Annotated in this window: 24 protein-coding genes; 9 read left to right on the top strand and 15 right to left on the bottom strand. The window is 64.1% G+C overall.

The features are described 5' to 3' along the window. Positions 1–63: 63 nt before the first annotated feature. The 8 genes from HKX24_RS13165 to HKX24_RS13200 are packed head-to-tail and all read left to right on the top strand — an operon-like array spanning position 64 to position 8,369. A complete protein-coding gene (locus HKX24_RS13165; RefSeq protein WP_271693930.1) occupies positions 64–1,014 on the top strand; it encodes a PDR/VanB family oxidoreductase in 951 nt (316 codons plus the stop codon). Between the two features lie 11 nt (positions 1,015–1,025). Next, entirely contained in the window at positions 1,026–2,360 is a 1,335-nt protein-coding gene (locus HKX24_RS13170; RefSeq protein WP_271693928.1) for a Rieske 2Fe-2S domain-containing protein, read from the top strand. Then, positions 2,357–2,836 (top strand): aromatic-ring-hydroxylating dioxygenase subunit beta, encoded by a 480-nt coding sequence (locus tag HKX24_RS13175; protein ID WP_271693927.1) that lies wholly within the window; start codon positions 2,357–2,359, stop codon positions 2,834–2,836. The genes HKX24_RS13170 and HKX24_RS13175 overlap by 4 nt, the downstream gene beginning before the upstream one ends. After that, complete coding sequence (locus HKX24_RS13180) at positions 2,833–4,458, top strand: AMP-binding protein (RefSeq protein ID WP_271693926.1); 1,626 nt, start codon at positions 2,833–2,835, stop codon at positions 4,456–4,458. Before HKX24_RS13175 ends, HKX24_RS13180 begins: the two co-directional genes overlap by 4 nt. Continuing rightward, on the top strand, positions 4,455–5,624 hold the full coding sequence (locus HKX24_RS13185; protein WP_271693925.1) for a thiolase family protein: 1,170 nt from the start codon (positions 4,455–4,457) through the stop codon (positions 5,622–5,624). The genes HKX24_RS13180 and HKX24_RS13185 overlap by 4 nt, the downstream gene beginning before the upstream one ends. Continuing rightward, entirely contained in the window at positions 5,621–6,868 is a 1,248-nt protein-coding gene (locus tag HKX24_RS13190; protein ID WP_271693924.1) for an SDR family NAD(P)-dependent oxidoreductase, read from the top strand. Before HKX24_RS13185 ends, HKX24_RS13190 begins: the two co-directional genes overlap by 4 nt. After that, positions 6,865–7,647: a cyclase family protein gene (locus HKX24_RS13195; protein WP_271693923.1), complete on the top strand. Its 783-nt coding sequence runs from the start codon at positions 6,865–6,867 to the stop codon at positions 7,645–7,647. The genes HKX24_RS13190 and HKX24_RS13195 overlap by 4 nt, the downstream gene beginning before the upstream one ends. Continuing rightward, positions 7,644–8,369, top strand: a complete 726-nt coding sequence (locus tag HKX24_RS13200) for an SDR family oxidoreductase (RefSeq protein WP_271693922.1) — start codon at positions 7,644–7,646, stop codon at positions 8,367–8,369. Before HKX24_RS13195 ends, HKX24_RS13200 begins: the two co-directional genes overlap by 4 nt. A 10-nt stretch (positions 8,370–8,379) precedes the next feature. Here the strand turns inward: HKX24_RS13200 and HKX24_RS13205 are convergent, their stop codons facing one another. Further along, positions 8,380–9,252, bottom strand: a complete 873-nt coding sequence (locus tag HKX24_RS13205; RefSeq protein WP_271693920.1) for an NAD(P)-dependent oxidoreductase — start codon at positions 9,250–9,252, stop codon at positions 8,380–8,382. Between the two features lie 180 nt (positions 9,253–9,432). On the opposite strand from HKX24_RS13205, the gene HKX24_RS13210 reads away from it, so the two are divergent. Continuing rightward, positions 9,433–10,929, top strand: a complete 1,497-nt coding sequence (locus tag HKX24_RS13210) for an aldehyde dehydrogenase family protein (RefSeq protein WP_271693919.1) — start codon at positions 9,433–9,435, stop codon at positions 10,927–10,929. Between the two features lie 49 nt (positions 10,930–10,978). Here the strand turns inward: HKX24_RS13210 and HKX24_RS13215 are convergent, their stop codons facing one another. From HKX24_RS13215 to HKX24_RS13280, 14 genes are all read right to left on the bottom strand, one after another. Then, a complete protein-coding gene (locus HKX24_RS13215) occupies positions 10,979–12,262 on the bottom strand; it encodes a TRAP transporter large permease (RefSeq protein ID WP_271693917.1) in 1,284 nt (427 codons plus the stop codon). Continuing rightward, positions 12,255–12,773: a TRAP transporter small permease gene (locus HKX24_RS13220; RefSeq protein WP_271693916.1), complete on the bottom strand. Its 519-nt coding sequence runs from the start codon at positions 12,771–12,773 to the stop codon at positions 12,255–12,257. Before HKX24_RS13220 ends, HKX24_RS13215 begins: the two co-directional genes overlap by 8 nt. Positions 12,774–12,839: 66 nt before the next feature. Next, a complete protein-coding gene (locus tag HKX24_RS13225) occupies positions 12,840–13,823 on the bottom strand; it encodes a TRAP transporter substrate-binding protein (protein WP_271693914.1) in 984 nt (327 codons plus the stop codon). Between the two features lie 115 nt (positions 13,824–13,938). Then, a complete protein-coding gene (locus tag HKX24_RS13230) occupies positions 13,939–14,844 on the bottom strand; it encodes an HAD-IIA family hydrolase (RefSeq protein ID WP_276154050.1) in 906 nt (301 codons plus the stop codon). Further along, complete coding sequence (gene phnE / locus HKX24_RS13235; RefSeq protein WP_271693911.1) at positions 14,841–15,650, bottom strand: phosphonate ABC transporter, permease protein PhnE; 810 nt, start codon at positions 15,648–15,650, stop codon at positions 14,841–14,843. The genes HKX24_RS13230 and phnE (HKX24_RS13235) overlap by 4 nt, the downstream gene beginning before the upstream one ends. Beyond that, complete coding sequence (gene phnE / locus HKX24_RS13240; protein WP_271693910.1) at positions 15,647–16,441, bottom strand: phosphonate ABC transporter, permease protein PhnE; 795 nt, start codon at positions 16,439–16,441, stop codon at positions 15,647–15,649. The genes phnE (HKX24_RS13235) and phnE (HKX24_RS13240) overlap by 4 nt, the downstream gene beginning before the upstream one ends. Then, positions 16,438–17,211, bottom strand: coding sequence for a phosphonate ABC transporter ATP-binding protein (gene phnC, locus HKX24_RS13245; protein ID WP_271693909.1), 774 nt, complete (start codon positions 17,209–17,211; stop codon positions 16,438–16,440). The genes phnE (HKX24_RS13240) and phnC overlap by 4 nt, the downstream gene beginning before the upstream one ends. 53 nt (positions 17,212–17,264) lie before the next feature. Further along, positions 17,265–18,245: a phosphate/phosphite/phosphonate ABC transporter substrate-binding protein gene (phnD, locus tag HKX24_RS13250; RefSeq protein WP_271693908.1), complete on the bottom strand. Its 981-nt coding sequence runs from the start codon at positions 18,243–18,245 to the stop codon at positions 17,265–17,267. Positions 18,246–18,433: 188 nt separating this feature from the next. Continuing rightward, entirely contained in the window at positions 18,434–19,147 is a 714-nt protein-coding gene (locus HKX24_RS13255; protein ID WP_271693907.1) for an FCD domain-containing protein, read from the bottom strand. Next, positions 19,144–19,986: a sulfite exporter TauE/SafE family protein gene (locus tag HKX24_RS13260; protein WP_271693906.1), complete on the bottom strand. Its 843-nt coding sequence runs from the start codon at positions 19,984–19,986 to the stop codon at positions 19,144–19,146. Before HKX24_RS13260 ends, HKX24_RS13255 begins: the two co-directional genes overlap by 4 nt. A gap of 4 nt (positions 19,987–19,990) precedes the next feature. Beyond that, the gene (locus tag HKX24_RS13265; protein WP_271693905.1) at positions 19,991–20,752 is read right to left on the bottom strand and encodes a DUF1028 domain-containing protein; all 762 of its coding nucleotides are present in this window, start codon (positions 20,750–20,752) and stop codon (positions 19,991–19,993) included. A gap of 3 nt (positions 20,753–20,755) precedes the next feature. Then, positions 20,756–22,549 carry a gamma-glutamyltransferase family protein gene (locus tag HKX24_RS13270; RefSeq protein WP_271693903.1) on the bottom strand — a complete coding sequence of 598 codons (1,794 nt, stop codon included), beginning with the start codon at positions 22,547–22,549 and terminating at the stop codon, positions 20,756–20,758. A gap of 11 nt (positions 22,550–22,560) precedes the next feature. Beyond that, positions 22,561–23,460, bottom strand: coding sequence for an ABC transporter permease (locus HKX24_RS13275; protein WP_209219184.1), 900 nt, complete (start codon positions 23,458–23,460; stop codon positions 22,561–22,563). Beyond that, positions 23,460–24,404: an ABC transporter permease gene (locus HKX24_RS13280; RefSeq protein ID WP_067264018.1), complete on the bottom strand. Its 945-nt coding sequence runs from the start codon at positions 24,402–24,404 to the stop codon at positions 23,460–23,462. Before HKX24_RS13280 ends, HKX24_RS13275 begins: the two co-directional genes overlap by 1 nt. Between the last annotated feature and the right edge of the window lie 24 nt (positions 24,405–24,428).

The following is a 24,428-nucleotide window of genomic DNA, read 5'->3' on the forward strand; positions in this document are numbered from 1 at the left end:
GCAAGAAAACCCTTGACCGAAACTATATGAAAAATCATATTGTTTGGCAGGGGAGGACATCACATGTCGAAGATCAACGCCATCGTGCGCAGGGTCACAGCGCTGACCGACCGCATCAGCGAATTCGAGATTGCAGCCGCCGACAGCAGCCCGTTGCCGAACTGGGATGCCGGGGCGCATGTGCTTTTCGATCTGCCCGATGGCGACAGCCGCGCCTATTCCCTGATCACCTTCGATCCGATCCCCGAGGCCCCGGAAAGCTACCGCATCGCTGTCCAGCGTGAGCCCGAGGGCAAGGGTGGCTCGACCCATATGCACGGGCTGAAACCGGGGGCCGATATCACCTGCGCCGCGCCGAAGAACGATTTCCCCCTGTCCCCGGACGCGCCCGCCGTGCTGCTGGCGGGGGGGATTGGCATCACGCCGATGATCTCGATGGCGGCGACGCTCAAGGCCGTGGGGCAGGACTTCGCCTTTCATTATACGGGCCGCAGCGCGCCCGTCATGGCCTACCGCGATGCCCTGCGCGACAATTTCGGCGATGCGCTGCATCTGCATTGCGATGATGACGCCACGGCGCTGGATCTCGGCGCGGTGATCGACAGCCTCGGGGCCCGCGCGCATCTCTATGTCTGCGGCCCCAAAGGGTTGATCGACGCGGCCAAGGCAAAAGCCGAAGCCGCGGGCATCGCCGCCGAGCGTATCCATTTCGAACTCTTCGACGCGCCACAGGAGCAAGAGGGCGACAGCGCCTTTGAGGTCGAAGTTGCCTCAAGCGGGGAGGTTTTCACCATCCCCCCCGGCCAGTCGATCATCGACGTGCTGGAGGCGGGTGGTGTCGATGTCATGTACGACTGCCAGCGCGGCGATTGCGGCATCTGCCAATGCGATGTGCTCAGCGGCACCCCCGATCACCGCGACGTGGTCCTGTCCGAGGCCGAGCGCGCGGCAGGGAATGTCATGCAAATCTGCGTCAGCCGCGCGAAATCTCCGCGCCTTGTGCTCGACATCTGAGGGAGGAACTCATGGGACGTTACGACAGCCCGGCGGCCTTGGCCGCCCTCGTGCAGCCACATCAGGTGCACCGCGATATCTACACTGACCCAGAGGTGTTCCAGCAGGAGATGAAGCATCTCTTCGCCAATGCTTGGGTCTTTGTCGGCCATGAAAGCCAGACCCCGAATAAGGGCGATTATTTCAGCACCCATATCGGCACCCAGCCCGTCATTCAGGTGCGCCATTCGACGGGCGACATCCATGTCCTGCTGAACCGCTGCCCCCACAAAGGCACCAAGATCGTGATAGACCGGCAAGGCAACACCGGCAAATTCTTCCGCTGTCCCTATCACGCATGGAGCTTCAAGACCGATGGCTGCCTCTTGGCGATCCCGCTCAAGAAGGGCTACCAGAACACCGGGCTGGAAGAGACCGACAGCGGCAAGGGGATGCGCAGCGTCGGCGATGTGAAAAACTACCGCGGCTTCATCTTTGCCCGTTTGGCCGAAGAGGGCATGAGCTTCGAAGAGTTCTTTGGCGAAAGCCTGTCCTCGTTCGACAATATGGTTGACCGCTCCCCCGCCGGACGGCTCGAAGTGGTCGGCCCGCCGCTGCGCTACATGCATCATTGCAACTGGAAGATGCTGGTCGAAAATCAGACCGACACCTGCCACCCGATGGTGGCGCACGAGAGCTCGGCCGGGACGGCGGTGAAGCTCTACGAAGAACTGGGCCTGCCCGAGGACGCGCCCAAACCCCCCGCGATGGAGATCATCGCCCCCTTCATGTCGCCTTACGATTTCTTCGAAGGCATGGGCATCCGCACATGGCCCAACGGGCATGGGCACACCGGCGTAAACCACTCTATCCACTCGGATTATTCCGCCATCCCCGGGTATTTCGAAGCGCTCTGCGACAGCTATGGAGAGGAGAAGGCCAAGGCGATCCTTGATGAGAACCGCCACAACACGGTCTATTTCCCAAACATCATGATCAAGGGGCCGATCCAGCAATTGCGGGTTTTCATCCCCATCGCCGCCGACCGGACCGTGGTGGAAAGCTACATCTACCGCCTTGTCGACGCACCCGATGAGTTGACCGCCCGCACCGCGATGTACAACCGCATGATCAACGCGCCCACCTCCATCGTCGGCCATGACGATCTGGAAATGTACGAACGCGCGCAGGAAGGGCTGATGGTTGACGGGCTGGAATGGGTGAACATCCAACGCCTGATCGAAGAGGACGAGGATTTCGAGGTCGAGGCGGTCGAAAACGGCACCACCGAACGCCAGATGCGCAACCAATTCCACGCATGGGTCAAGTTCATGACCATGGGCCAAAAGACGGAGGCGCCGGAATGAGTGTGACGCGCGAAAGCCTGATCGACTTCATCTATGATGAAGTGCGCATGTTGGACGAGGGGCGCTATACCGAATGGCTCGACCTCTGGCTGCCGGATGGGCACTATTGGATGCCGTTGGACTATCAACAGCAAGACCCGATCAACGAGACCTCGTTGATGTATGAAGATATGTTCATGCTCAAGCTGCGCGTCGAACGTCTGAACGGCGCGCGCACCTTCAGCCAAAAGCCCAAGAGCCGCTGTCACCATGTTATCCAACGGCCCTACGTGGATGAAATGGATACGGACGCCGGGCGTTTCGTCACGACCACCTTCATGCACTACGTCGAGACGCGGCTGGATGAGCAGCAGTTGCTCGCCGTCACCGCGCGGCATGAGCTGGCGCTGGTCGACGGGCGGTTGCGCATTGCCAACAAACGGGTGGATATCGTCAATTGCGACGCGGCCTTCCGCAATATCCAGTTGCTGCCATGATCGGGGCAGAGACTAAGACGGTCTTCGCAGCCTTTGAAGACACCGCCGCGCGGCACCCCGAACGGGGTTTCCTGAATGTCTTGCCGGAAACAGCGGGCATCTACGGCATCGCGGCGGGGGAGGTGAGTTATGCCGAAGCCGCGCGCGAGGTTGCCGCCCTGCGCAAGCGCATTTCGGCGGCGGGCTATTTGCCCGGGCAGCGCGTGATGCTGCTGATGGAGAACCGCCCGGCCTTCTTCCTCTGGTGGCTTGCGCTGAACGGTCTGGGCCTGTCGGTCGTGCCGGTGAACCCCGATCTGCGTGCGGCGGAGCTGAGCTATATGATCGACCATGCCGAGCCGGTCTTGGCCGTGGCGATACCCGCGCGCGGCGACGACCTGCGCGCCGCGGCACGGCAAGCGGGACGCGACATGCCGGTGATCGCGCCGGAGGATTCCTTGCCCGCGCCCGCCACGCGTGAGGCCATCGCGGCACGGCAAGGCGGGGCAGAGGAGGCCGAGGCGGCGTTGCTCTACACCTCAGGCACCACCGGTCAGCCCAAGGGCTGCATCCTGACGAATGCCTATTTCCTCGATGCCGGGCGGTGGTACGCTGACACCGGCGGGCTTTGCGCCCTCTCGCAAGACGGCGAGCGGATGATCACGCCGCTGCCGATCTTCCACATGAACGCGATGGCCTATTCCTTCATGGCGATGATCGCCGTGGGCGGCTGTCTGACCGCGCTTGACCGCTTCCATCCCCGCAGCTGGTGGGCCTCGGTCCGGGCCTCGGGGGCGACCTGCCTGCACTACCTTGGTGTCATGCCATCCATGCTGATGGGGGCCGAAGAAAGTGAAGCCGACCGCGACCATGCCGTGCGCTTCGGCTTCGGCGCGGGGGTGGACCCGAAACTGCACGCCGCCTTCGAGGCGCGTTTCGGTTTTCCATTGGTCGAGGCTTGGGCCATGACCGAAACCGGCGCGGGGGCGGTGATCTGCGCCAACCGCGAACCGCGCCGCGTGGGCGAAAGCTGCCTCGGCACGCCCGAAGGGGGGCTGGAGGTCCGGCTGCTCAACGATGCCGGGCAAGAGGCCGATCAAGGCGAACTGCTAGTGCGCCGCGCCGGTGCCGAACCCCGGCGCGGGTTCTTTGTGGGCTACTTTAAAAATGCCGAAGCCACGGATGAGGCTTGGGCGGGCGGTTGGTTCCACACCGGCGACATCGTGCGCCGCGCGCCGGATGGTGCGATGTATTTCGTCGACCGCAAGAAAAACGTGATCCGGCGCTCGGGCGAGAACATCGCGGCGGTCGAGGTGGAATCGACCCTGATGCGCCACCCTGCCGTGGCCAGCGCCGCCGTGGCCGCCGTGCCTGACGCGGTGCGCGGGGATGAGGTTTTCGCCTGTATCGTGCCGAAGGACGCCGGTGCTGACCCTGCCGTCTTGGCCCGTGAAATCACCGAATGGTCCCTGACCCAGCTTGCCTATTACAAAGCCCCCGGCTTCATCGCCTTTGTCGAGGCGCTGCCGCTGACGGCGACGCAGAAACTCCAACGCGGGGTGCTGAAAACGCTGGCCGCCGACCTACTGGACGATCCCGCCACGCAAGACTTGCGCGGGCTAAAGAAACGGACGGCAGCATGAGGCGCAGGGGCTATGACGGCGTCGTGCTCGCGGCGCCTACCTCGGTGCCCTATGCCCGCTATAGCAATGAGACCGCCCATTGGTGGATCGCCCGCGCGCTGCGCGCGATGCTGGGCAAGGCTGGGATCGCGCCGGGCGAACTGGACGGGTTCTCGGTCTCCAGCTTCTCGCTCGCGCCGGACACGCCGGTCGGGTTGACCCAGCATTTGGGGCTCAGCCCGCGGTGGCTCGATACCGTGCCGACGGGTGGGGCCAGCGGGGTCATCGCGCTGCGCCGCGCGGCGCGGGCGGTGCAGGCGGGCGATGTGGATGTGGTGGCCTGTGTGGCGGGGGACGCGAACCGGATCGACAGCTTTCGCAGCCTGCTCAGCGGCTTTTCGCGCTTTTCGATGGATGCCACCTTTCCCTATGGTTTTGGCGGCCCGAACGCGAGTTTCGCCCTGCTGATGGACCGCTACATGCAGGAATACGGCGCCACGCGAGAGGACTTTGGCCAGATCGCCGTGGCGCAACGGGCCAATGCGCTGCACTATCCCGATGCGCTGATGAAGACCCCACTCACTCTCGACCAATACCTCGATGCGCGGATGATCTCGGACCCCATCGCGCTTTTCGACTGCGTCATGCCCTGCGCCGGGGCCGAGGCGTTTCTGGTCATGCGCGACGACGAGGCCGCGCGCCGCAATCTACCCTTCGCTCGGATCAGCGGCACAATCGAACGGCACAACGCCTACCCCGAAGATCCGATGCAACTGCGCGGCGGCTGGGGCGTCGACATTGGTGAGCTCTATGACATGGCGGGCCATGGGCCGGAGGGGGTCGATCTGTTGCAAACCTATGACGACTACCCGGTGATCTCGATGATGCAATTCGAAGACCTCGGGTTCTGCGCCAAGGGGCAGGGGGCCGCCTTTGTCCGGCAGCGGGATCTGACGATTGAGGGGGACTTCCCCCACAACACCTCGGGCGGGCAGCTGTCGGTCGGCCAAGCCGGGGCCGCGGGCGGCTATCTGGGACTGGTCGAGGCGATCCGGCAGGTGACCGGGCAGGCCGAGGGCACACAGGTGGCCAACGCCCGGCGGGCCTTGATCTCGGGCTTTGGCATGATCAACTATGACCGGGGCGTCTGCTCTGCCGCGGCGATCATCGAGGGGCGCGGGCCATGACCGATCCACTGACGCCGCCCCGAAAGAAAAACCCGCAAAAGCGCAGCAGGGTGCCGACGCTGCCGCCCGCGCAGCGCTCGCGCGCGGCCCTCGGCCTCGCCATCGCCGCCGGGCGCGGCACCTTCGCTTTGCAACACTGCGCCGATTGCGGGGCGGTGCAATACCCCCCGCGCGATGCATGCTGCAAATGCCTGTCCGTCGCGCTGGATTGGCGCGAGACGGACCGCGCGGGCGAAGTCTTGGCCGAAACCACGATCCGCGTCTCGCCCGACCCGTATTTTCGGGAGCGGCTGCCTTGGCGCATCGGCACGGTGCAACTGGCCGCAGGGCCGGTGGCCGTGTGCCATCTGCATGGCGAGGTCGAGCGCGGTGATGCGGTGCTGCTGGCGTTGAAACTGGACCGAGCCGGGCAGGGGGTCATGGTGGCCCTGCCGCGAGAGGGAAGCGAATTGATGCAAGAAGATCCAATGCTGCGCGAAACGTCGAGCGATCCGAAACACCGGCGTGTGTTGATCACCGATGCCCGCTCCCCCTTGGCCCTGCCGCTGGCCCAAGCGCTCCTGAGCGCAGGTGCGGCGGAGATATTCTTGGGCGAGCCGGAACATTGGCGCAGGTGGGAAGGCCGCGCCGCCTTCGAGGAGATGGAGAACGTCAGCCTCATGCCCCTTGATGTGACCGATACGGCCTCCGTCTCGCGCCTCGCGGCTGAGATCGGTGGCAAGGTCGACATCCTGATCAACACCGCCCAATTCATCCGCCCCGGCGGGGTGTTGGGCAATGACACGGTCTTTGCCCGCGAGGGGATGGAGACCAATGTGCTGGGCCTGATGCGCTTGGCGCAGGGCTTTGGCCCCGCGATGGCCGCGCGCACGGCAGATGGGGTTAATGCCGCGGTGGCTTGGGTCAATCTCTTGTCGGTGGGGGCCTTGGCGCCCGAGGCGGGGTTCGGCGGTTTCGATGCCTCACAAGCGGCGGCGCGGTCGCTCAGCCAGACGATGCGGGCAGAATTTGCCGGATCGGGCCTGCGGGTGATGAATGTCTACACCGGCCCCGTCGATGACGAATGGCACCAACCTCTGCCGCCGCCCAAAGTCGCCCCCCGCGCGCTGGCGCGGACAGTGGTGCGCGGGCTGGTCGACGGGTTGGAAGAGGTCGCCTGCGGTGACGTGGCCAAAGACGCGCTGGCCCGCTGGCTGGACGATCCGGCCTTGAGGGAACGCGAAACGCGGGGGGGCGGCGCATGAGCGATGCAATCACGACACTGGCCCAGGCACTGGCAAGCGGTGCGGCAAAAGTCGTCGATCTGACCCATCGGCTCGACGCGGACTTCCCGGTCATCGTCCTGCCGCCAGAGTTCGGCCAATGCGCGCGGTTTCGGATGGAGGAGGTCTCGGCCTATGATCACCGCGGCCCGGCGTGGAAGTGGCATAACCTCACGCTGAACGAACACACCGGCACCCATTTCGACGCGCCCATTCACTGGGTCTCGGGCAAGGACGTGGCCCATGGCGCGGTGGATGAAATCCCGCCCGAAGCCTTCATCGGCCCGGTCGTGGTGATAGACTGCTCGGCGGGGGCGGCGCAGAACGACGACTTCGAGCTGACGCCCGAGATCATCCGCGATTGGGAGGCCCAGCACGGGCCGATCCCCGCCAATGCTTGGGTGTTGATGCGCACCGATTGGTCGAAACGCAGCGGCGCGGATTACCTCAACATGCGCGAGGATGGCGCCCATTCGCCCGGCCCCACCCCCGCCGCCATCGAACTGCTGCTAGAGCGCGGCATTCGCGGCTTTGGCACGGAAACGGTCGGCACTGACGCGGGGCAGGGGATGCATTACGACCCGCCCTTCCCGGCGCATTACCTGCTGCATGGGGCAGGCAAATACGGGCTGCAATGCCTATGCAACCTCGACGAATTGCCGCCTACGGGGGCCATGCTGATCGCACCGCCGCTGAAGATCAAAGGCGGCACCGGCAGCCCTTTGCGGGTGCTGGCACTGATACCGGGAGAGAGACAATGACCGAATACACCGCCGTCATCACCGGGGGCAGCAAGGGTATTGGCGCCGATCTCGCGCAGCGGTTGCTGGAGCGCGGCTATCGCGTGATCTCAATCGCCCGAGGCAAGCCGGAGTGGGAGGCGGAGGGCTGCGAGCACATCGAAGCCGACCTGCTCGACCCCGCCTCCGTCGCCGCCGTTGCTACGGATATCGCCGCGCGCCATGAGGTGACCCATCTGGTGCATAACGCGGGGCTGATCTGGCCCAATCTGGTTGAGGAGGCCAAGCCCGAAGACATCACTGGCCTTGCGCAACTGCACCTCGGCTCGGCCCTGACGCTGCTGCAAGCCTTCTTGCCTGCGATGAAGGAACGCGGCTTTGGCCGGGTGATGTTCAACGCATCTCGTGCCGCCTTGGGCGCGCCGACGCGCACCGCCTATTCAGCCTCGAAAGCGGGGATGATCGGCATGGCACGCACATGGGCGCTGGAGCTTGCGCCGCATGGCATCACCGTCAATGTCGTGGCCCCCGGCCCGGTGCAGACGGATAACTTCTGGGGCATCATCCCGAAAGAAAGCGAACGCGAAGCGGCGCTGGCCAAGCGCATCCCCGTGGGGCGGTTGGGGCAGGCGGAGGATGTGACCAACGCCTTTCTCTTCTTTTGCGATCCGGCCAGTAGTTTCGTCACTGGCCAGACGCTTTTCGTCTGCGGCGGGTCGAGCATCGGGACGCTGACGCTCTGACCCCTCGGGCTTAACCCTTTCGGAAATGCTGCACCAATTCAGGGACATAGGCGTCGCCCGCGCCCTTTTCGACGACTTGGGATAGGGCGCGATAGACCCCATCGGCAATCTCGACCTGCGCGCCCGCTTCGGTGGACATCTGGCGGTAATAGTCGAAATCCTTCAGCGCGTTGCTGATGGCGAAGGGCAGCGCTTCACGGTCGCCGCTGGTGATGAAGGGCGACAGCCGATCAAGCGCGACACTGGCACCGCCGCCGCCCGCCAAGACATCCACGAAGCTCTGCGGATCGATCCCCGCATCCGCCGATTGCGCAGCCGCCTCGGCCAGCAGAGACATGAAGCCGACCGAGACATAGTTGTGCAGCAGTTTCAGCCGATGGCCCGCGCTGACTTCGCCCACATGTTTGACCTCTTCGGTAAAGGCGGCGAGCACCGGAGAGACCTTTTCGACCGTGGCCGCGTCACCGCCGACGAGCAGGTTCAACTTCCCCTCATGGGCAAACTGCGCGGTGCGGGTCATCGGCGCATCGACGAAATCGCCCCCCGCCGCTTTGACCGCCTCGGCCATCTTCAGCGTCGACGCGGGCAGGGAGGTTGAGCAATCGACGACCACAGCACCCGGTTTCAGCCCCGCGATGACGCCGCCCTCTCCGGTCAGGATCCCTTCGACCTGCGGCGAGCCGGTGACGCAGAGGATGATCACATCGGAGGCGGCGGCCAGATCGCTCAGGCTGTCGAAGGCCGTGGCGCCGAGCCCGTCCAATTCATCGGTCGGCTGGTTGCCGGGGTGGTCGAAATAGCCAAGCGCAAATCCCCCGCGCCGCATCACGTTGCGGGCAATTCCGTGGCCCATCAGGCCGACACCGATCATACCGATTTTCATGGATTTTCCTTCGCTTGCCACCGCCACCCCTGCGCGCGGTTCCCGTGGGGAAAGTTCTAGCGATCCACCCGGCACGGTGCAACGCGGCAGGGCCGGATTTTCTTGCCCAAACAGGGCTTTGTATATTTGAAACCGACAATTCGATTGATAGGAATGGCGCATTAATGGAATGAGGCTGAAATGACTTTGACCCGCGACCCCCACCAGATTGCCGAAACGCTTTACCACGGGCAGTTTTGCCCGATGTTCATCGACGGTCAGGACGTGCCCGCCTACTCCGGCGCGGTGATCGAGGTGAAAGATCCCGCCTCTGGCCGCAAGCTGGCGGAAGTGCCGCGCGGCGGGGCGCGGGATGTCGATCTGGCCGTGGATGCCGCGCGCCGCGCCTTCGAAGGCGTCTGGTCCACCTTCACCCCCTACGACCGGCAAGAGGTGCTGTTGCGCATCGCCGATGTGATGGAGCGGGATTGGGAGAAGCTCTGCATCTCCGATACCGCCGACATGGGACTGCCGCTAGCGCGCACCCTTGGCAACAAGCGGCGGGTGATCGGGATGCTGCGCTTCTACGCCGGCCAAGCGGTAGCGCTGCATGGCGACGTGATCGAGAATTCGATCTCGCAGTCGATGCTGTCTTTCACCACCCGAGAGCCGGTCGGCGTGGTGGGCGCGATCATCCCTTGGAACGCCCCGACCGCCGCCTCGATCTGGAAAATCGCACCGGCGCTGGCTACCGGCTGCACCGTGGTGCTGAAACCCTCCGAAGATGCGCCGCTGACGCCCTTGATGATCGCGCGGCTGATGCAGGAGGCGGGCGTGCCCGACGGCGTGGTCAACGTGGTCACCGGCACGGGCCGCGAGGCCGGCGCGCGGTTGGCCGAGCATCCGGACGTGAACAAAGTGGTTTTCACCGGCTCGACCGCCACCGGCAAGACCATCGCGCGGGCCGGGGTGGAGAACCTGAAGCGGATCACGCTGGAGCTTGGGGGGAAAAGCCCGTTGATCATCTGCAAGGATGCCGACCTCGACAAGGCGGTGCCGGTGGCGGCGATGGCGGTCTATGCGCATTCGGGGCAGATCTGTATCGCGGGCTCGCGGCTTTTCGTGGCGCGGGAGATTCAGGAGGAGTTCATCGAGAAACTGGCGGCCTTCGCGCGGGGGCTGAGGATCGGGCATGGCCTTGACGAAGGCACCGATCTGGGGCCGCTGATCAACGCCGTGCAGACCGAAAAGGTCGAGGGCTATATCGCCAAGGGCAAGGCCGAGGGCGCGCGGATGGTCACGGGCGGCGGTCGGCCCGAGGGGGAGGGCTATGCTGGCGGCAACTTTCTTGAGCCGGTGATCTTTGCCGATGTGGAGGACGAGATGACCATCGCGCGGGAGGAGATCTTCGGCCCCGTGATCTCGGTCCTGCCCTTCGACACGATGGAGGAGGTCGTGACCCGCGCCAATGCCACGCCCTACGGGCTGGCGGCGGGGATATTCACCCGCGATCTCGGGGTGGCGCATCGGACGGTGAAAAAGCTGAAGGCGGGCTCGGTTTGGGTGAACATGTACCACGCGATCGACCCGGCGGTGCCCTTTGGCGGGCTGAAGATGTCGGGCTACGGCAAGGAGGGTGGCGTGGAGCACCTGCAGGCGTATCTGGATACCAAGGCGGTTTGGATCCAGACCGAGTAAGGACAAGCTCAGCGCGGCGCCGCCCGGTCTGATGCCGGGCGGTAAATTGCTAAAAACCGCTGACCTTTGGCAGCCATGTCGAAATTGCTGGCACAAACGTCAGCAACATCAGCACCCCGAAATTCGCCAGAAAGAACGGCGGCATCTCGCGGATTAGCGCGGCGGGCTTCAGGTTCACCGCCGAGGAGACCACGAAGATCAGGCTCCCCACCGGCGGCGTCGTCAGCCCCAGCGTCAGATTCACGATCACCACGATGGCGAAATGATCCGGCGCGATGCCGAGCGCGTGGCTGATCGGCGCGAGGATCGGCACGAGGATCATCACCCCCGGCAGCGGATCCATGAACAGACCAAAGAGCAGCAACAGCACGTTCACCGCCAAGAGGAACAGGATCGGCGACAACTCCCACGCGATGATCGCCTCGGCCAGAAACTGCGGCACGCCTTCGATCACCAAGACCCATGCGAAAGCCCGCGCGGCCCCAAGGATCAGCAGCACCGCGGATGAGATCAGTGCCGCGCGTAGGATCAGCCCCGGCAGATCGCGCAGGCGCAGGGCGCGGTAGACGAAGAACCCGCAAAACAGCGCATAGAATACGGCGATGACCGACGCTTCGGTCGGGGTGAAAATGCCCCCCCGGATGCCGCCGACGATCAGCACGATCAGCCCAAGCGCGGGCAGCGCCATCAGGCTGTTGCGCCACATCTGCGCCCGCTCGGGCCGGGCCTCATCGCTGCGGTAATCGCGTTTCCAACTGACCCAACCGTTGGCCGCAAGGCTCCCTCCGGCGAGCAGCAGCCCCGGAATGACGCCCGCCATGAACAGCGATCCGACCGAGACTTCCTGATCTTGCAGCGCATAGATGATCATCACGATCGAGGGCGGGATGATCGGCCCCACCACGGCGGAAGAGATCGTTAACGCCCCGGCGTAGGAGCGGTCGTAGCCGCCCTTCTCCATCATGCGGATCATCATCGCGCCGGGGCCCGCTGCATCGGCCAGCGCCGAGCCGGAGATGCCTGCGAACATGGTCGAAGAGATCACATTGGCATAGCCCAGCCCCCCGCGCAGATGGCCCACGAACTGCGCCGCGAAGCGCAAAAGGGTGTGGGTGATCGCTCCGCCGGTCATGATCTCGGCGGCGAGGATGAAGAAGGGCACGGCCAAAAGCGGGAAGCTGTCCAGGCCCGAGAACATCTCTTTCACCACGACGATCTGCGGGTAGGAGCTGCCCAAGCCAATCGCCGCGAAGACAGAAATGGCCATGGCAAAGGCGACGGGCAGCCCCAGCACCATAAGCACGAAAAGCGAGATAAAGAGGATCTCAGCCATTGGCGGCTCCTGGCATGTTTTCGGTCTGACCTTCGGGCTGGTGATAGCGGCCCGCCATGATGAAGGGCCGCGCGATCAGCAATAGATGTACGATCAGCAGCGTGAAACCGACCGGCATGGCGGCATAGACATAGCGGAACGACAGGCGCATCGCCGGGGTCATCTGATACTGCGCGCGCTGCATATAGTCCCAGCCGACTTTGACCATGAAGGCAAAGAAGAACAGCAAAATCAAAACGATGACCCCGCGCAGGATGCGCTGCATCCGGGTGTTCATCACATCATGCAGATTGGTGATGGCCACATGGCCGCCCTGCCGCAGGGCAAGGCCAGCCCCCAGAAAGGCCATCCAAATCATCAGGTAACGGGCGGATTCATCGGACCACGAGAGCGAATGGTTGGTGCTGAACCGCAGGGCGACATTGGCCCCCACGACCAAGACCATTCCCGTCAAACAGGCGATCACCACGGCGGCGTTCACCTTGACGAATAGCTGTTCCAATCTGCGCATGGTTTCCCTCCCGTGCAAAACGGCCGGAAGCACTGCTCCCGGCCGTCCGTCTTTCCGTCGCGGCGCTTACTCGGTCGCGGCGATCTGGTCGATCAGCTCTTTGCCGTAGGTCTCGTAGTACCCCTCATAGGCGCTCTCGATGGAGGCGCGGAAGGCGGCTTTTTGCTCTTCGCTCAACTCGTTCACTTCCATGCCGCGCTCTTTCAGCGTCTCGACGCCGCTTTGCTCCACGTCATCGACGAAGGCGCGCATGGCGGAGACGGCCTCGGTCGCGCCTTTCTCGAAGGCGGCTTTGTCCTCATCCGACAGTCCTTCCCAGAAGGGTTTGGAGACCAGCAGCATGGCGGGCGAATAGACATGGCCCGACAGCGTCAGGTATTTCTGCACCTCGTCGAGCTTCACGGAGACGATCACCGAGAGCGGGTTTTCCTGCCCGTCGATGGTGCCCTGTTGCAGCGAGCTGATCACCTCGGGCCAGGCCATCGGGGTGGGGGCGGCGCCAGCGGCGTTGAAGGCTTCGAGGTGGACCGGGTTCTCCATGGTGCGCAGCTTCATGCCCGCGATGTCTTCGGGGGTCTCAATGGCGTTGCGGTTGTTGGTGATGTGGCGGAAACCCTGTTCGCCCCAGGCCAAGGCCACCATGCCCGCGCCGTCGAACTCGGCCAAGATGTCCTGACCGATCGGCCCGTCAAGCACGCGGCGCGCGTGGTCGAGGCTGCGGAACAGGAAGGGGATGTCGGTCACGCCGGTGGCGGGGACGAAGTTGCTCAGCGTGCCGGTGGAGACGATGGTCGCCTCGACGGTGCCCAGTTGCAGGCCCTCGACGACCTCGCGCTCACCGCCCAGACCGGAGGAGGGGAAATGGCGGAAGCTGAACTTGCCGTCGGTCTCGGCCTCGACGACCTCTTGCCACTTCTGCGCCGCGACGCCGTAGTGGCTGTCGGGGGCGAGGGCGTAGCCGATCTTGACTTCGGTCTCAGCGCTCAGGGCTCCTCCGGTGAGCGCGGCCAAAGTGGCGAAAATTGCCGTGGGCTTGGTGATTTTGAACATTTTGTATCCTCCAGCGATCTTATTAACAAGGTCACGAAAACTGCTAGCGGCGGATGTTCAGAATGGCAATGGGGGTGGGGCGCTTTGTGGACAATGAATCCACAGCAAAGCGCCGCTAAATTTCCGTGACGATATGATCGGGCGCGATGCCCGAGCCTTGGATCGCCGCACCAACCTCCAACCCCAAGAGGGAGCCGTGGCCGGTGACCAGCGCCGTGGCGAAACCCGCCTGCGCCCCGCCGAGGATGTCGGTGTGCAGCGTGTCGCCGACCATCAGCACGCGCGCCGGATCGACGGGCTTTGCCCGGGCGAGGGCCAGATCGAAGATATCGGGAAAGGGCTTGCCGCAGAAATGTACCGCCACGCCGGTCGCGTCGATCAGACGATGCGCGAACCAGCCGGGTTCGAGCGAGAGACCATCCTCACGCGGGGCGACGAGATCGGGGTTGCCGACAAAGACGGGCCGGGGCTGGCGTTTCAGACTGGCCTCCAACAGGGCCTGCCGCGCCTCTGTCCACCCATCCGCCCCGACGAGGAGGAAACCTTCGGCCCGGTCATAGACTGCCGGATCATCCGCCAGAACGGTCGCGCCGAGGTCGGCGATCTCTCCCATGTCCTTATCGAGGTTCAGCATCACGCCCCAGCGGCGCGCGGGTTCTGTCGCGAGGCGGTGCAGCAGCGCCTCGCGGCTGGTAACCACCTCGTCTGCTGCGAAATCAAAGCCGAGGCGCGCGTAGCGGTCCATCATATGCGCCTTGGGATAGGCGGCGGAGTTGCTGACGACCATGACGGATTTGCCCATATCGCGCAGGGCGGCGATGGTCTGCGCGGCCCCCTTGATCGCGGTCTCCCCGACGTTGAGCACGCCGTAGGCGTCGAACAGGATCAACTCATAGGGCGCGACGATATCGAGGAAACGGGCGGCCTCCACCCCATGGCCAAGCTTGTCGCAGGCGGGCAGGCGGGGGCGCAGGCGCTGGTATTCGGCCAGCGCCTGCGCGGGGTCTATGGCGACACTCACAGGATGCGGCGGCGCAGGAAGGCCGAGATCACCTCACCGATGATCACCAACACGATGATCGCGATGAGGATCGTGGCGACCTCGGGCCAGTTGAAGGTGTCGATGGCACCTTGCAGGATGATCCCGATGCCGCCCGCGCCGACGAGGCCCAGAACGGTGGATTCACGCAGGTTGATGTCCCACCGCAGGATCGACACGGCCCAGAAGGTCGGCATGACCTGCGGCACGATGGCATAGGCGATGACCTTGAACCGCGAGGCGCCGGTGGCCTCCAGGGCCTCCACAGGGCGGCGGTCGATCTCCTCAATCGCCTCGCCCAGAAGCTTGCCGATGAAGCCGATGGAGCGGAACATAATCGCGAGGATCCCCGCCACCACGCCGGGGCCGAAGATCGCGACGAAGAGAAGCGCCCAGATGATCGTGTTCACCGACCGCGAGGTCACGAGGATCAGCCGTCCGAGCCAGAGCGTGGCACGGTTCGGTGTTGTGTTCTGCGCCGCGATATAGGCCACGGGCAGCGACAGCAGCACGGCGAAGGTGGTGGCGAAGGTGGCGATATTTACCGTGTCCCAGAGCACCTTGAGAATGGTTTCGAGGTTGCTGGGGTCAGGCGGATACATGCGGCCGAAAAGGTCGCCAATCTGCTCTGGCGCGCCCCAGACCCAAGCCCAGATGACCTCGATCGAGGTGAGGGCCCAAGCGATGGCGAGCGCGCAGCCGAAGATCACGCCGTAGCGCGTCATGCGCTGGCGCAGGGTGAAACGGGTCCAGTCGTCGCGACCGAATTTCTCTGCAATCGTCGTCATTGGATGCGCTTTCTGATCACGCCGCTGATGGCTTCGGAGACAAGGATGACACCGACGATGACCATGGTGATGGCCAGAGCGAAGTCATAGTCATAGCGGCCGAAGGCATTGGCCAGCGTCGCACCGATGCCGCCCGCGCCGACGATGCCCACCACGGCCGAGGCGCGCAGGTTGCTGTCGAGCTGGTAGATCGTGAGGCCGATCTGGCGCGGCATGATCTGCGGAAAGATCGCGTAAACCAGCGTCGAGAAATAGGGCGCACCGGCGGCGCGCATGGCCTCGACCTGACCGAAGTCGATCTCTTCAATCCGCTCGGCCAGCATCTTGGCGACGAAGCCGATGGAATAGACGATCAGCGTCAGCACCCCGGCGAAGGGGCCGAAGCCCACGGCCTTGACGAAAAGAATCGCGACGATCACCGGGTGGAAGCTGCGCGCGATGATGATGATGGCGCGGCCGAGGTAGAAGATCGGCTTGGGCGCCACGTTGCGCGCGGACATGAAGGCGATGGGGATCGACAGAAGCACCCCGCCCGCAGTGGCGAGAATGGCGATCTTGAGGCTCTCAAGAAAGCCGTCGATCAGCAGGCCCGAGCGTTCGAAACTGGGCGGAAAGGCCCCGCCGAAAATCCGCCCGGCGCGCCCCAGCCCTTCGGCGACGCGGTTCCAGTCAATCGGCATGGTCAGACCGACCCAGCCGAAATAGGCGACCGCGCCCAAGATCACTGCCCACCGCAGCACCGGGTTGGCGATGAAGGGCGGCTTTTTCCAACTGTCCCGTGGCGCGCTCATGCCGCGGCCCCATCTTTGGCGCGGTCCGCATGGGGGCTGCCGGCGTAGATCTTGTCCATCGCCTCTTGGTCGAGCTTGGCAGGCACGTCGTCGAAAATGATCCGGCCATAGCGCATGCCGACGATGCGGTCGGTGTATTCCTTGGCCTCGGTCACGTTGTGGATGTTGATTAGCACCGGCAGCTTCAACTCACCGGCGAGGTCGCGCAGCAGGCCCATGATCTGTTCCGAGGTCTTGGGGTCGAGCGAGGCGGTGGGCTCGTCCGCGAGCAGGATGTCGGGGTCTTGCATCAGGGCGCGGACCACGCCGACACGCTGGCGTTCACCGCCCGAAAGCTGGTCAGCGCGGGTGTTGGCATATTGCGCGATGCCGACACGTTCCATCAGCTCATAGGCGCGGCGGATGTCTTCTTTCGGATAGCGGCGGGTCACGGCGGACCATGTCGAGATGTAGCCCAAGCGACCGGACTGGACGTTCTCCATCACGGTCAGACGGTCGACGAGGTTGAAGCCTTGGAACACCATGCCGATCTTGCGGCGCGCGGCGCGCAGGTTCCGGCCTCGCAGGCTGGTCAGTTCGGTGCCGTTGAGCGTGATCGACCCCGAGGTCGGCTCCACCAGTCGGTTGATGCAGCGCAGCAATGTCGATTTGCCCGCGCCGGAGGAACCGATGATAGACACGACGCTTTCGCCCTCGATTGTCAAATCGAGGTTCTTCAGCACCGGATCACCGCTGCCATAGCGTTTCACGAGGTCGGAAATTTTCAGCATTTATTGTACCTTAAACGTGGGGCCGGCCAAAAGCCGGCCCCGGTGTTGAACGATTATTCAGCCGCAAGGCCCTGCGGCGTGTACTCGACGCCGTTCGCCTTCTGGATCTGACGGATCACCGCCCACTGGTCCTTGTAGGTGATCGGGACGAACTTGCTCACGCCCGCGAATTCTTCACCCAGTGCGGTGCCTTCGAAGTCGAAGGAGAAGAACGCTTCCTTGATCTTTTCCTTCAGCTCGGGCGCGAGGTCATGCGCCACGCCGTAGGAGGTTGTCGGGAAGGGGTCGCTTTCCCAGACGATGCGCACGTCCTCGGGGTCGTAAAGACCACGCTCGGCCATGCGGTCGACCACTTCGGAGGCCACCGGGGCCGCGTCATAGTCGCCCGCGACGACGCCCAGCATCGACTGGTCGTGGCTGCCGGAGTAGGTCACTTCGTAGTCCTCATCCGGCACGACGCCCAGATCGGGGAAGAGCGCGCGCGGCGCCTGGTTTCCGGAGTTCGAGGTGGGCGAGGTATGCGCGATGCGCTTGCCCGCGAGGTCCTTCATCTCTTTGATGTCGCTGTCGGCCTGCGTGTAGACCTGCAGCTTGTAGCCGAACTGGCCATCTTCGGCGCCCATGATCGCGAAGGGCTCGACGCCCGCGAGGTTCACCGCGAAAGGGGTGGGCCCGGTGGAGAAACCGGCGATATGCAGACGGCCCGAGCGCATCGCCTCGACCTCGGCGGAGTTCGACTGCACGGCGAAGAACTGCACGTCCTTGCCGGTCACATCCTCTAGGTGGTCAATGAAGGGGGTCCAGATGTCTTCGTAGATCGCGGGGTCTTCGACGGGCGTGTAGGCGAAAACCAGCGTCGAGGGGTCTTTCAGCATATCGGGGTCGGTCGGCGCATCGGCGACCAGATCGCCATCGGCGTCGCAGAACATCTTGTCCAAGGCGCCGCGCTCGCAATCCTCTTGCGCGAAGGCAAGGCTGCCCGTCAGTGTGAAGGCCGCGGTGAGACCTGCGGCGAATAGGTATTTATGAGACATTGCGTTCTCCTCCCTGAGAATCCGCGCATCTGGCGCGAAATACAATAATGCGCAGATACGAACATCGAACAGTTTCGTTTGCAAGCTGTTCCGGCGCGTCGGCGGACAAAATTGTCACAAAGCTGTAACATTTTCCGCCGCAGAGCGGGGAAGGCCAGCGTGCGGTTTAACCAGTCGAAACAGGGGATTCAGAGATCGAGTTCGATCTTGCGCACCCGGTCGCGCAGCAGGGTTTTGGAAACGGTCAGCAAATGCTGCTCCATCGCGGCGGCGGCGCCGAGCGTATCGCGCCGGGCGATGGCGTCGTTCAGGGTCATGTGCTGCTCGCCCAGAACCTGCAGCGTTTCGGGGGCGTGATAGGTGCGGCGGCGCGAGGTCCATGCCACTTCGCGGCGCACCGCGCGGATGGATTCATAGACCGTAAGGAACAACGGATTCCGCGCCATCTCGGCGATCTTGTAGTGGAACATGTCATCCGCCGCCTCATAGGCGTCCGGGTCACTGAGGTTCAGCGTGGCGCGCATCAACTGGTCCAACCGCTCGATCTCTTGCGGGCGGGCGCGGTCGGCGGCGAGGGCGGCAAGGGCAGGCTCAACCTCTAGCCGCACTTCCATCACGTCGCTTGGCGTGACTTGTCGTGCAAGGTGGCGCAGACTGTCGGCATTGGTCGCGGGGGGCGGTGTGGCGAATGTGCCTTGGCCGTGGCGGCGATAGATTGTGCCGTCCTCTTGCAACAGGCCAAGCGCCAGTCGCAGCCGCGCCCGGCTCACGCCGAAATGCTCGGCCAGCGCCCGTTCGGGGGGCATCCGCCCGTCGTTCAGGATGTCCCCTTGGCGGATCGCTCCGCGCAGCCGCTCGGCCAATTCATCTTCACTTGGGGCGGACTGGGGGGTCTGTGTCATGAGTTGGAAAACGCTTCAAATAAATCAATGAACATGCGCAGAGAGGTTACCATTAGGAAAATTCCAAAGGCAAACCGAAGCGCCCGGCGCGGAATGCTATGGGCCAGTTTCACACCCACATGGGCAAAGCTGGAGGTCAGCGGAATGATGATGGCCGCAGCGGCAAGGTTCACATAGCCAAGCGAGAAGGGCGGCAGCCCCTCGGCGCCGAGCCCGGTTAGCGCATAGACAACGGCACCCGGCAGGCCGATGATGAAACCGATCGCGGCAGAGGTGCCGACGGCACGGCGAATGTCATAGCCCAGAAAGTTCAACAGCGGCACGCCGATGGTGCCGCCCCCGATGCCCATCATCGCCGACAGCCCGCCGGTGACGACACCCAAGATCGCCCAGATCGGTTTGGCAAAGCCGCGCGGCGTGGGGTCGTCCTTGGTCTTGCGAAAGATCATGTCGAGCGCGACAAGTGCGGCCACGGTGGCAAAGACGCCCACAAGGATCAGCCCCGAGACATAGCCCCCCAGAAGCGCGCCGATCACAACGCCGACCAGCAGCGATGGCGCCCAGAGTTTCAACAGGTCCATATCAATCGCGCCGCGTTTGAAGTGGCCATAGCCCGATGACAGCGAGGTAAAGACGATGGTTGCTAGCGAGGTGCCCACCGCCACCTGCATGGTGATCGCCGGGTCCATCCCCGCCGTCGACAGCGCAAGATAAAGCGCGGGCACGATCACGATACCGCCGCCCACACCAAGCAGTCCCGCAAGGATGCCGCCAAAGACCCCGGCGGAAACCGCAATGGCGAGAAGGGGCAGAAGCTGGCCGAAATCGAGCGCGTTCATATGGTTAATCTTTCTTTGTCTCTAAATCTGTTGCCAGCGACCGGCTGGGCTTGCCCGCCGCCTTGCGGGCCTCTTCGGCGCGGGTGATTGCCGCATCAATCGGCGCGCGGTCCGAGGTGCCCGAAAAATTGTCGAGGCTCGGCATCGCTTCGGCCACATGGAGATAGCGCTCTCCGGCGACGTCGAGCAGCCGGTCAAGTTCGCTCAGCGGGTCGCCATGGTCATCGACGCGCAGGTCGAGATAGGCGTGGTCCTGTCCGCGGTGGATCACCAGCCCCGCGGCTTGGCGCCCGCGCATGTCGCCGCCAGCCTCTTCGCCCGCGCGCATGGCGGCGAGCAGACGTTCAGCCATCGGCAGATCATGGCGCGCGGCGTAGGTCTCGAACGTGGCCTCCACCACGTCCGGCCCGGTCAGCATATTGCCCGCGACGGAGTGAATGGTCCCCACACGGTGCCCGGCCCAATCGACACAGCCCGCACCGGTATGCGCGGCGAAGTTTCCTTGGGCATCGAGCATGTGGCACTGGCGGATGTCGCGCCCCGCATCGCGGGCGGCGAATTCCTTCAACAGCGCCTCTGCCGGATCGCCGCTTTCCAACATGCGCCGGCCTTCGGTCCCCCAAAGCGGGTTGACGAACGCCTGCGTGGCCACGGCGACGCGCCGCCCGATGTAGGGCACGGCGGCACCGCAGGCGAAAAAGCGGCTGGCCACGGCGATGCCGATTTCATTGCTTTCGGGATCACGGGCGATGATGGAATAGGTCATGGGTCAGCGTCCTACGGCATAGGCCTGCATCAGGCGGGGGGTCGCGGCGGCGTGAAGGCTGCCATCGGGGTTGCGCAGCGCGGCTGTCATTCGGCCCACCGACCACGGCTCGGCCACGGTAACGATATGCCCCCGGGCGCGCAGCGCGTCGATCACCGCAGGGCCAACATTGGGTTCGATCATCATCTCACCGGGCAGGGCTTGGCGGGGGAAGAAACTGCTTTGGAAGTGCAGCGTGTGGAACAGCGGCGCGTCCATCCCCTCTTGCAGGTCGAGGCCGTGGTGCACGAAACGCAGGAACCAGATCAGCTGCCATTGGTCCTGCTGGTCGCCGCCCGGCGTGCCAAAGACCAACTGCCGCCCATCGGCATGTTCGGCGAAAGAGGGGGTCAGCGTGGTGCGCGGACGCCGTCCGGGGGCGAGGGAGGTGGGCAGGCCCCGCTCAAGCCAGAACATCTGCGCGCGGGAGTTCAGTGGAAAGCCCAGCCCCGGCACCACCGGATTGCTCTGCAACCACCCGCCTGAGGGCGTGGCCGAGACCATATTGCCCCAGCGGTCGATCACATCGAGATGCACGGTATCGCCGCGTTTCTCGGTCAGATGCGCCATCGTCGGCTCTTGCGGGGCGGCGTTCTGAACGCCGAAATCACGGGCCGCGCGTTCGATATAGCGCTCGGCCAGATGCTCCAGCCCCGCGATCACGCCGGGGCGCTGCTCAAGCGATGCCTTGCCGTTCACCAGCTTCGCGCGTTCCGCGTTATAGGCATCAGAAAGCAGCTCTTCCATCGGGATGATGCTCTGCTCGGGGTCGCCGTAATAGGCCTCGCGGTCGGCATAGGCGAGTTTCATCGCCTCGATCACCGTATGGGTAAAGGAAGCGCCCATCGGATCCATCGCGGCCAGATCGAAATGTTTGAGAATCGCGAGGGTCTGCAAGAACACCGGCCCCTGCGACCAAGCGTGGGTCTTATGCACCGTCCAGCCGTGGTATTCGTAGGTCAGCGTGTCCTCATAGCTGGCCTGCCATTTGGCCATGTCCTCGCGCGCCAGAAGGGCGCTGTTCTTTTGCTCGGACACATCATGCACGCAGGCATCTTCGAGATAGTCGAAAATCGCATCTGCCACGAAACCTTCGGACCAGATTTTGCGCGCCGCTTCGATCTGTGCGCTGCGGTCTTCGCCTGTGGCTTCGGCCTCGCTGACCAAACGCTCATAGGTCGCGGCAAGATCGGGGTTCTTGAAGTTGGCGTTTGGCTCAGGCGCCGCACCGCCGGGCGTCCAGACCGCGGCGGAGCTGGGCCATTCGGCGGCGAAATATTCGGCCAGCCCCTTGATGGTGTTCGACACGCGCGGCAGCACCGGATGGCCATCGCGGGCATAGTCGATCGCGGGCTGCATCACCTCGCGCAGACCCATGGTGCCATGGTCGCGCAGCATTAGCATCCAGCCGTCAAAGGCCCCCGGCACCACGGTGGAGAGAAGACCCGAGCCGGGGATCAGCTTGAGCCCCAATGCCTCGAAATGCTCCAGCTTGGCGGCGGCGGGGCTGACCCCTTGGGCGCAGACAACCTTGGTCGCCTGTTTCTCCGCGTCGTGAAAGATGATCGGCAGGTCGCCCGCCGGGCCGTTCAAATGCGGCTCGACCACTTGCAGGACAAAGCCCGCGGCGACAGCGGCGTCAAAGGCGTTGCCGCCTTTTTCAAGGATGCCGAACCCCACGGTCGAGGCGATCCAATGGGTCGAAGTGGTGACACCAAAGGAGCCGCGGATCTCGGGGCGGGTGGTGAAGGGGGTCATGTCGTCTCCGGTCAGTGTTCGCGTGGGTCGAGCGCGTCGCGCAGCCCGTCGCCCAGAAGGTTGAAGCCAAGCACGACCATGAAGATCGCGATGCCGGGCCAAAGCGCCATCCAAGGCGCCTGATTGAGAAAGTTCTTCGCCGTGTTCAGCATCGACCCCCAAGAGGGCGCGGGCGGCTGCTGGCCAAGGCCAAGGAAGGAGAGCGACGCCTCGGCGATGATGGCGGTGGCGACGGTCAGCGTGGCCTGCACCAACACGGGCGGCAGCACATTGGGGAAGATATAACGGCGCAGGATGCGCGGCGTGCTCAGACCAATGGCGCGGGCGCTTTCGACGTAATCCTCGGCGGCGACGCTCAGCACCTGACCGCGGGTCAGGCGGATGAAGATCGGCGTGGCCGAGATGCCGATGGCGATCATCGCGTTGGTCAGGCTCGGCCCGAGGAAGGCCGCAAGGGCGATGGCGAGGATCAGGAAGGGTGCCGCGAGCAATGCTTCGGTGCAGCGCGAGATCACCGCGTCGGTCCAGCCCCCGAAATAGCCAGCCACGATGCCCAGAGGCACGCCAAGCCCAAGCGCGATGGCAACGGAGACGACCCCGGCCAGCAGAGACGCCTGTGCGCCCCAGACCAGACGGCTCAGCACATCGCGGCCCAACTCATCGGTGCCCATCCAATGGGCTGCCGAAGGGCCCTTGCGCACCGCGCCCCAATCGGTGGCGGCGGGGTCGGGGATCGGCAGCAGCGGGGCCAAAAGCGCGATGGCGCAGAAGAAGACCACCAGCACGCCGCCCAGCATGGCGCTGCGATGGGTGCGGAACTTCTTCCAAACCCGGTTTTCCGGGCGGGCGGAGAGGACCGGATCGGCGGCGCTTTCGGCGTCGATGGTGATGGGGGTGGCAGGTTGAGCCATTATTGCTTCCTCAGGCGGGGGTTCAGCAGCACATAGGCGACATCGGCGAGCAGGTTCATAAAGATGAAGCCGACGGCGGTGACGAGCACGATGCCTTGGACCACGGCGTAATCGCGGTTGAACACGGCATCGACCACCAGCTTGCCAAAGCCGGGGATGGTAAAAATCTGTTCGGTCAGCACCGCACCCGCGATCAGCTCACCAAAGAGCAGGGCGGTCAGGGTGACGATCGGCGTCAGCGCGTTGCGAAAGGCGTGTTTGAGGATCACCCGACGCTCGACCAGTCCCTTGGCCCGGGCGGTGCGGACGTAGTCACTGCTCAGCACGCTTAGCATGGCCGAGCGGGTGTGGCGCATCAGCGTGGCCGCGAGCGCCGTGCCCAGCACGAAGGCGGGCATGATCATCACGGTGATGGAGCGGATGGGGTCTTCGCTCAGCGGCACATAGCCCGAGGCGGGCAGCAGTTTCCATTTCACCGAGACCAGCAGGATCAGCATGATGCCCAGCCAGAAGTTCGGGATCGACAGGCCCGAGAGCGCCACGACATTGGCCACATAATCGGTCACGGTGCCCTTCTTGACGGCAGAGAAGATGCCCGCAGGCACGCCGATCAACAGGGCAAAAATCATCGCCATCGTGGCCAGTTGGATGGTCACGGGCAGTTTCTCTCCGATGAGTTCCAGCACCGGCTGGTTGGTGCGCAGCGAAATGCCCAAGTCACCGGTCAGCGCGTTGCCGATCCAAGTGAAATACTGCACCGGAATAGGATCGTTCAGGCGGTATTTCTCGCGCAGGAACTCCAGCACCTGCGGGTCGCGTTCTTCGCCGGCCATGGCCAGCACCGGGTCGCCCGGCAGCAGCTTTTGCAAGGTGAAGACAAAGACCGAGATCAGGATGATCGTCGGGATCGCGATCACCAGACGGCGCAGGATGAAGGACAGCATTTTGAAACGTCTCGCTCAGGGGAG

The organism is Sulfitobacter sp. M85, assembly GCF_029285915.1.
In the GTDB taxonomy this organism is placed as follows: Bacteria; Pseudomonadota; Alphaproteobacteria; order Rhodobacterales; family Rhodobacteraceae; genus Sulfitobacter; species Sulfitobacter faviae.

Excerpts from the sequence above, each read along its gene's own strand:
- HKX24_RS13215 (WP_271693917.1), bottom strand. The coding sequence starts at position 12,262 with ATGGCTGAGATCCTCTTTATCTCGCTTTTCGTGCTTATGGTGCTGGGG.
- phnD (WP_271693908.1), bottom strand. The coding sequence starts at position 18,245 with ATGTCTCATAAATACCTATTCGCCGCAGGTCTCACCGCGGCCTTCACA.
- HKX24_RS13205 (WP_271693920.1), bottom strand. The coding sequence starts at position 9,252 with ATGAAAATCGGTATGATCGGTGTCGGCCTGATGGGCCACGGAATTGCC.
- HKX24_RS13175 (WP_271693927.1), top strand. The coding sequence starts at position 2,357 with ATGAGTGTGACGCGCGAAAGCCTGATCGACTTCATCTATGATGAAGTG.
- HKX24_RS13200 (WP_271693922.1), top strand. The coding sequence starts at position 7,644 with ATGACCGAATACACCGCCGTCATCACCGGGGGCAGCAAGGGTATTGGC.
- HKX24_RS13260 (WP_271693906.1), bottom strand. The coding sequence starts at position 19,986 with ATGAACGCGCTCGATTTCGGCCAGCTTCTGCCCCTTCTCGCCATTGCG.
- HKX24_RS13225 (WP_271693914.1), bottom strand. The coding sequence starts at position 13,823 with ATGTTCAAAATCACCAAGCCCACGGCAATTTTCGCCACTTTGGCCGCG.
- HKX24_RS13220 (WP_271693916.1), bottom strand. The coding sequence starts at position 12,773 with ATGCGCAGATTGGAACAGCTATTCGTCAAGGTGAACGCCGCCGTGGTG.
- phnC (WP_271693909.1), bottom strand. The coding sequence starts at position 17,211 with ATGCTGAAAATTTCCGACCTCGTGAAACGCTATGGCAGCGGTGATCCG.
- HKX24_RS13280 (WP_067264018.1), bottom strand. The coding sequence starts at position 24,404 with ATGCTGTCCTTCATCCTGCGCCGTCTGGTGATCGCGATCCCGACGATC.
- HKX24_RS13265 (WP_271693905.1), bottom strand. The coding sequence starts at position 20,752 with ATGACCTATTCCATCATCGCCCGTGATCCCGAAAGCAATGAAATCGGC.
- HKX24_RS13190 (WP_271693924.1), top strand. The coding sequence starts at position 5,621 with ATGACCGATCCACTGACGCCGCCCCGAAAGAAAAACCCGCAAAAGCGC.
- phnE (WP_271693910.1), bottom strand. The coding sequence starts at position 16,441 with ATGAGCGCGCCACGGGACAGTTGGAAAAAGCCGCCCTTCATCGCCAAC.
- HKX24_RS13270 (WP_271693903.1), bottom strand. The coding sequence starts at position 22,549 with ATGACCCCCTTCACCACCCGCCCCGAGATCCGCGGCTCCTTTGGTGTC.
- HKX24_RS13165 (WP_271693930.1), top strand. The coding sequence starts at position 64 with ATGTCGAAGATCAACGCCATCGTGCGCAGGGTCACAGCGCTGACCGAC.
- HKX24_RS13180 (WP_271693926.1), top strand. The coding sequence starts at position 2,833 with ATGATCGGGGCAGAGACTAAGACGGTCTTCGCAGCCTTTGAAGACACC.
- HKX24_RS13255 (WP_271693907.1), bottom strand. The coding sequence starts at position 19,147 with ATGACACAGACCCCCCAGTCCGCCCCAAGTGAAGATGAATTGGCCGAG.
- phnE (WP_271693911.1), bottom strand. The coding sequence starts at position 15,650 with ATGACGACGATTGCAGAGAAATTCGGTCGCGACGACTGGACCCGTTTC.
- HKX24_RS13185 (WP_271693925.1), top strand. The coding sequence starts at position 4,455 with ATGAGGCGCAGGGGCTATGACGGCGTCGTGCTCGCGGCGCCTACCTCG.
- HKX24_RS13195 (WP_271693923.1), top strand. The coding sequence starts at position 6,865 with ATGAGCGATGCAATCACGACACTGGCCCAGGCACTGGCAAGCGGTGCG.
- HKX24_RS13275 (WP_209219184.1), bottom strand. The coding sequence starts at position 23,460 with ATGGCTCAACCTGCCACCCCCATCACCATCGACGCCGAAAGCGCCGCC.
- HKX24_RS13210 (WP_271693919.1), top strand. The coding sequence starts at position 9,433 with ATGACTTTGACCCGCGACCCCCACCAGATTGCCGAAACGCTTTACCAC.
- HKX24_RS13170 (WP_271693928.1), top strand. The coding sequence starts at position 1,026 with ATGGGACGTTACGACAGCCCGGCGGCCTTGGCCGCCCTCGTGCAGCCA.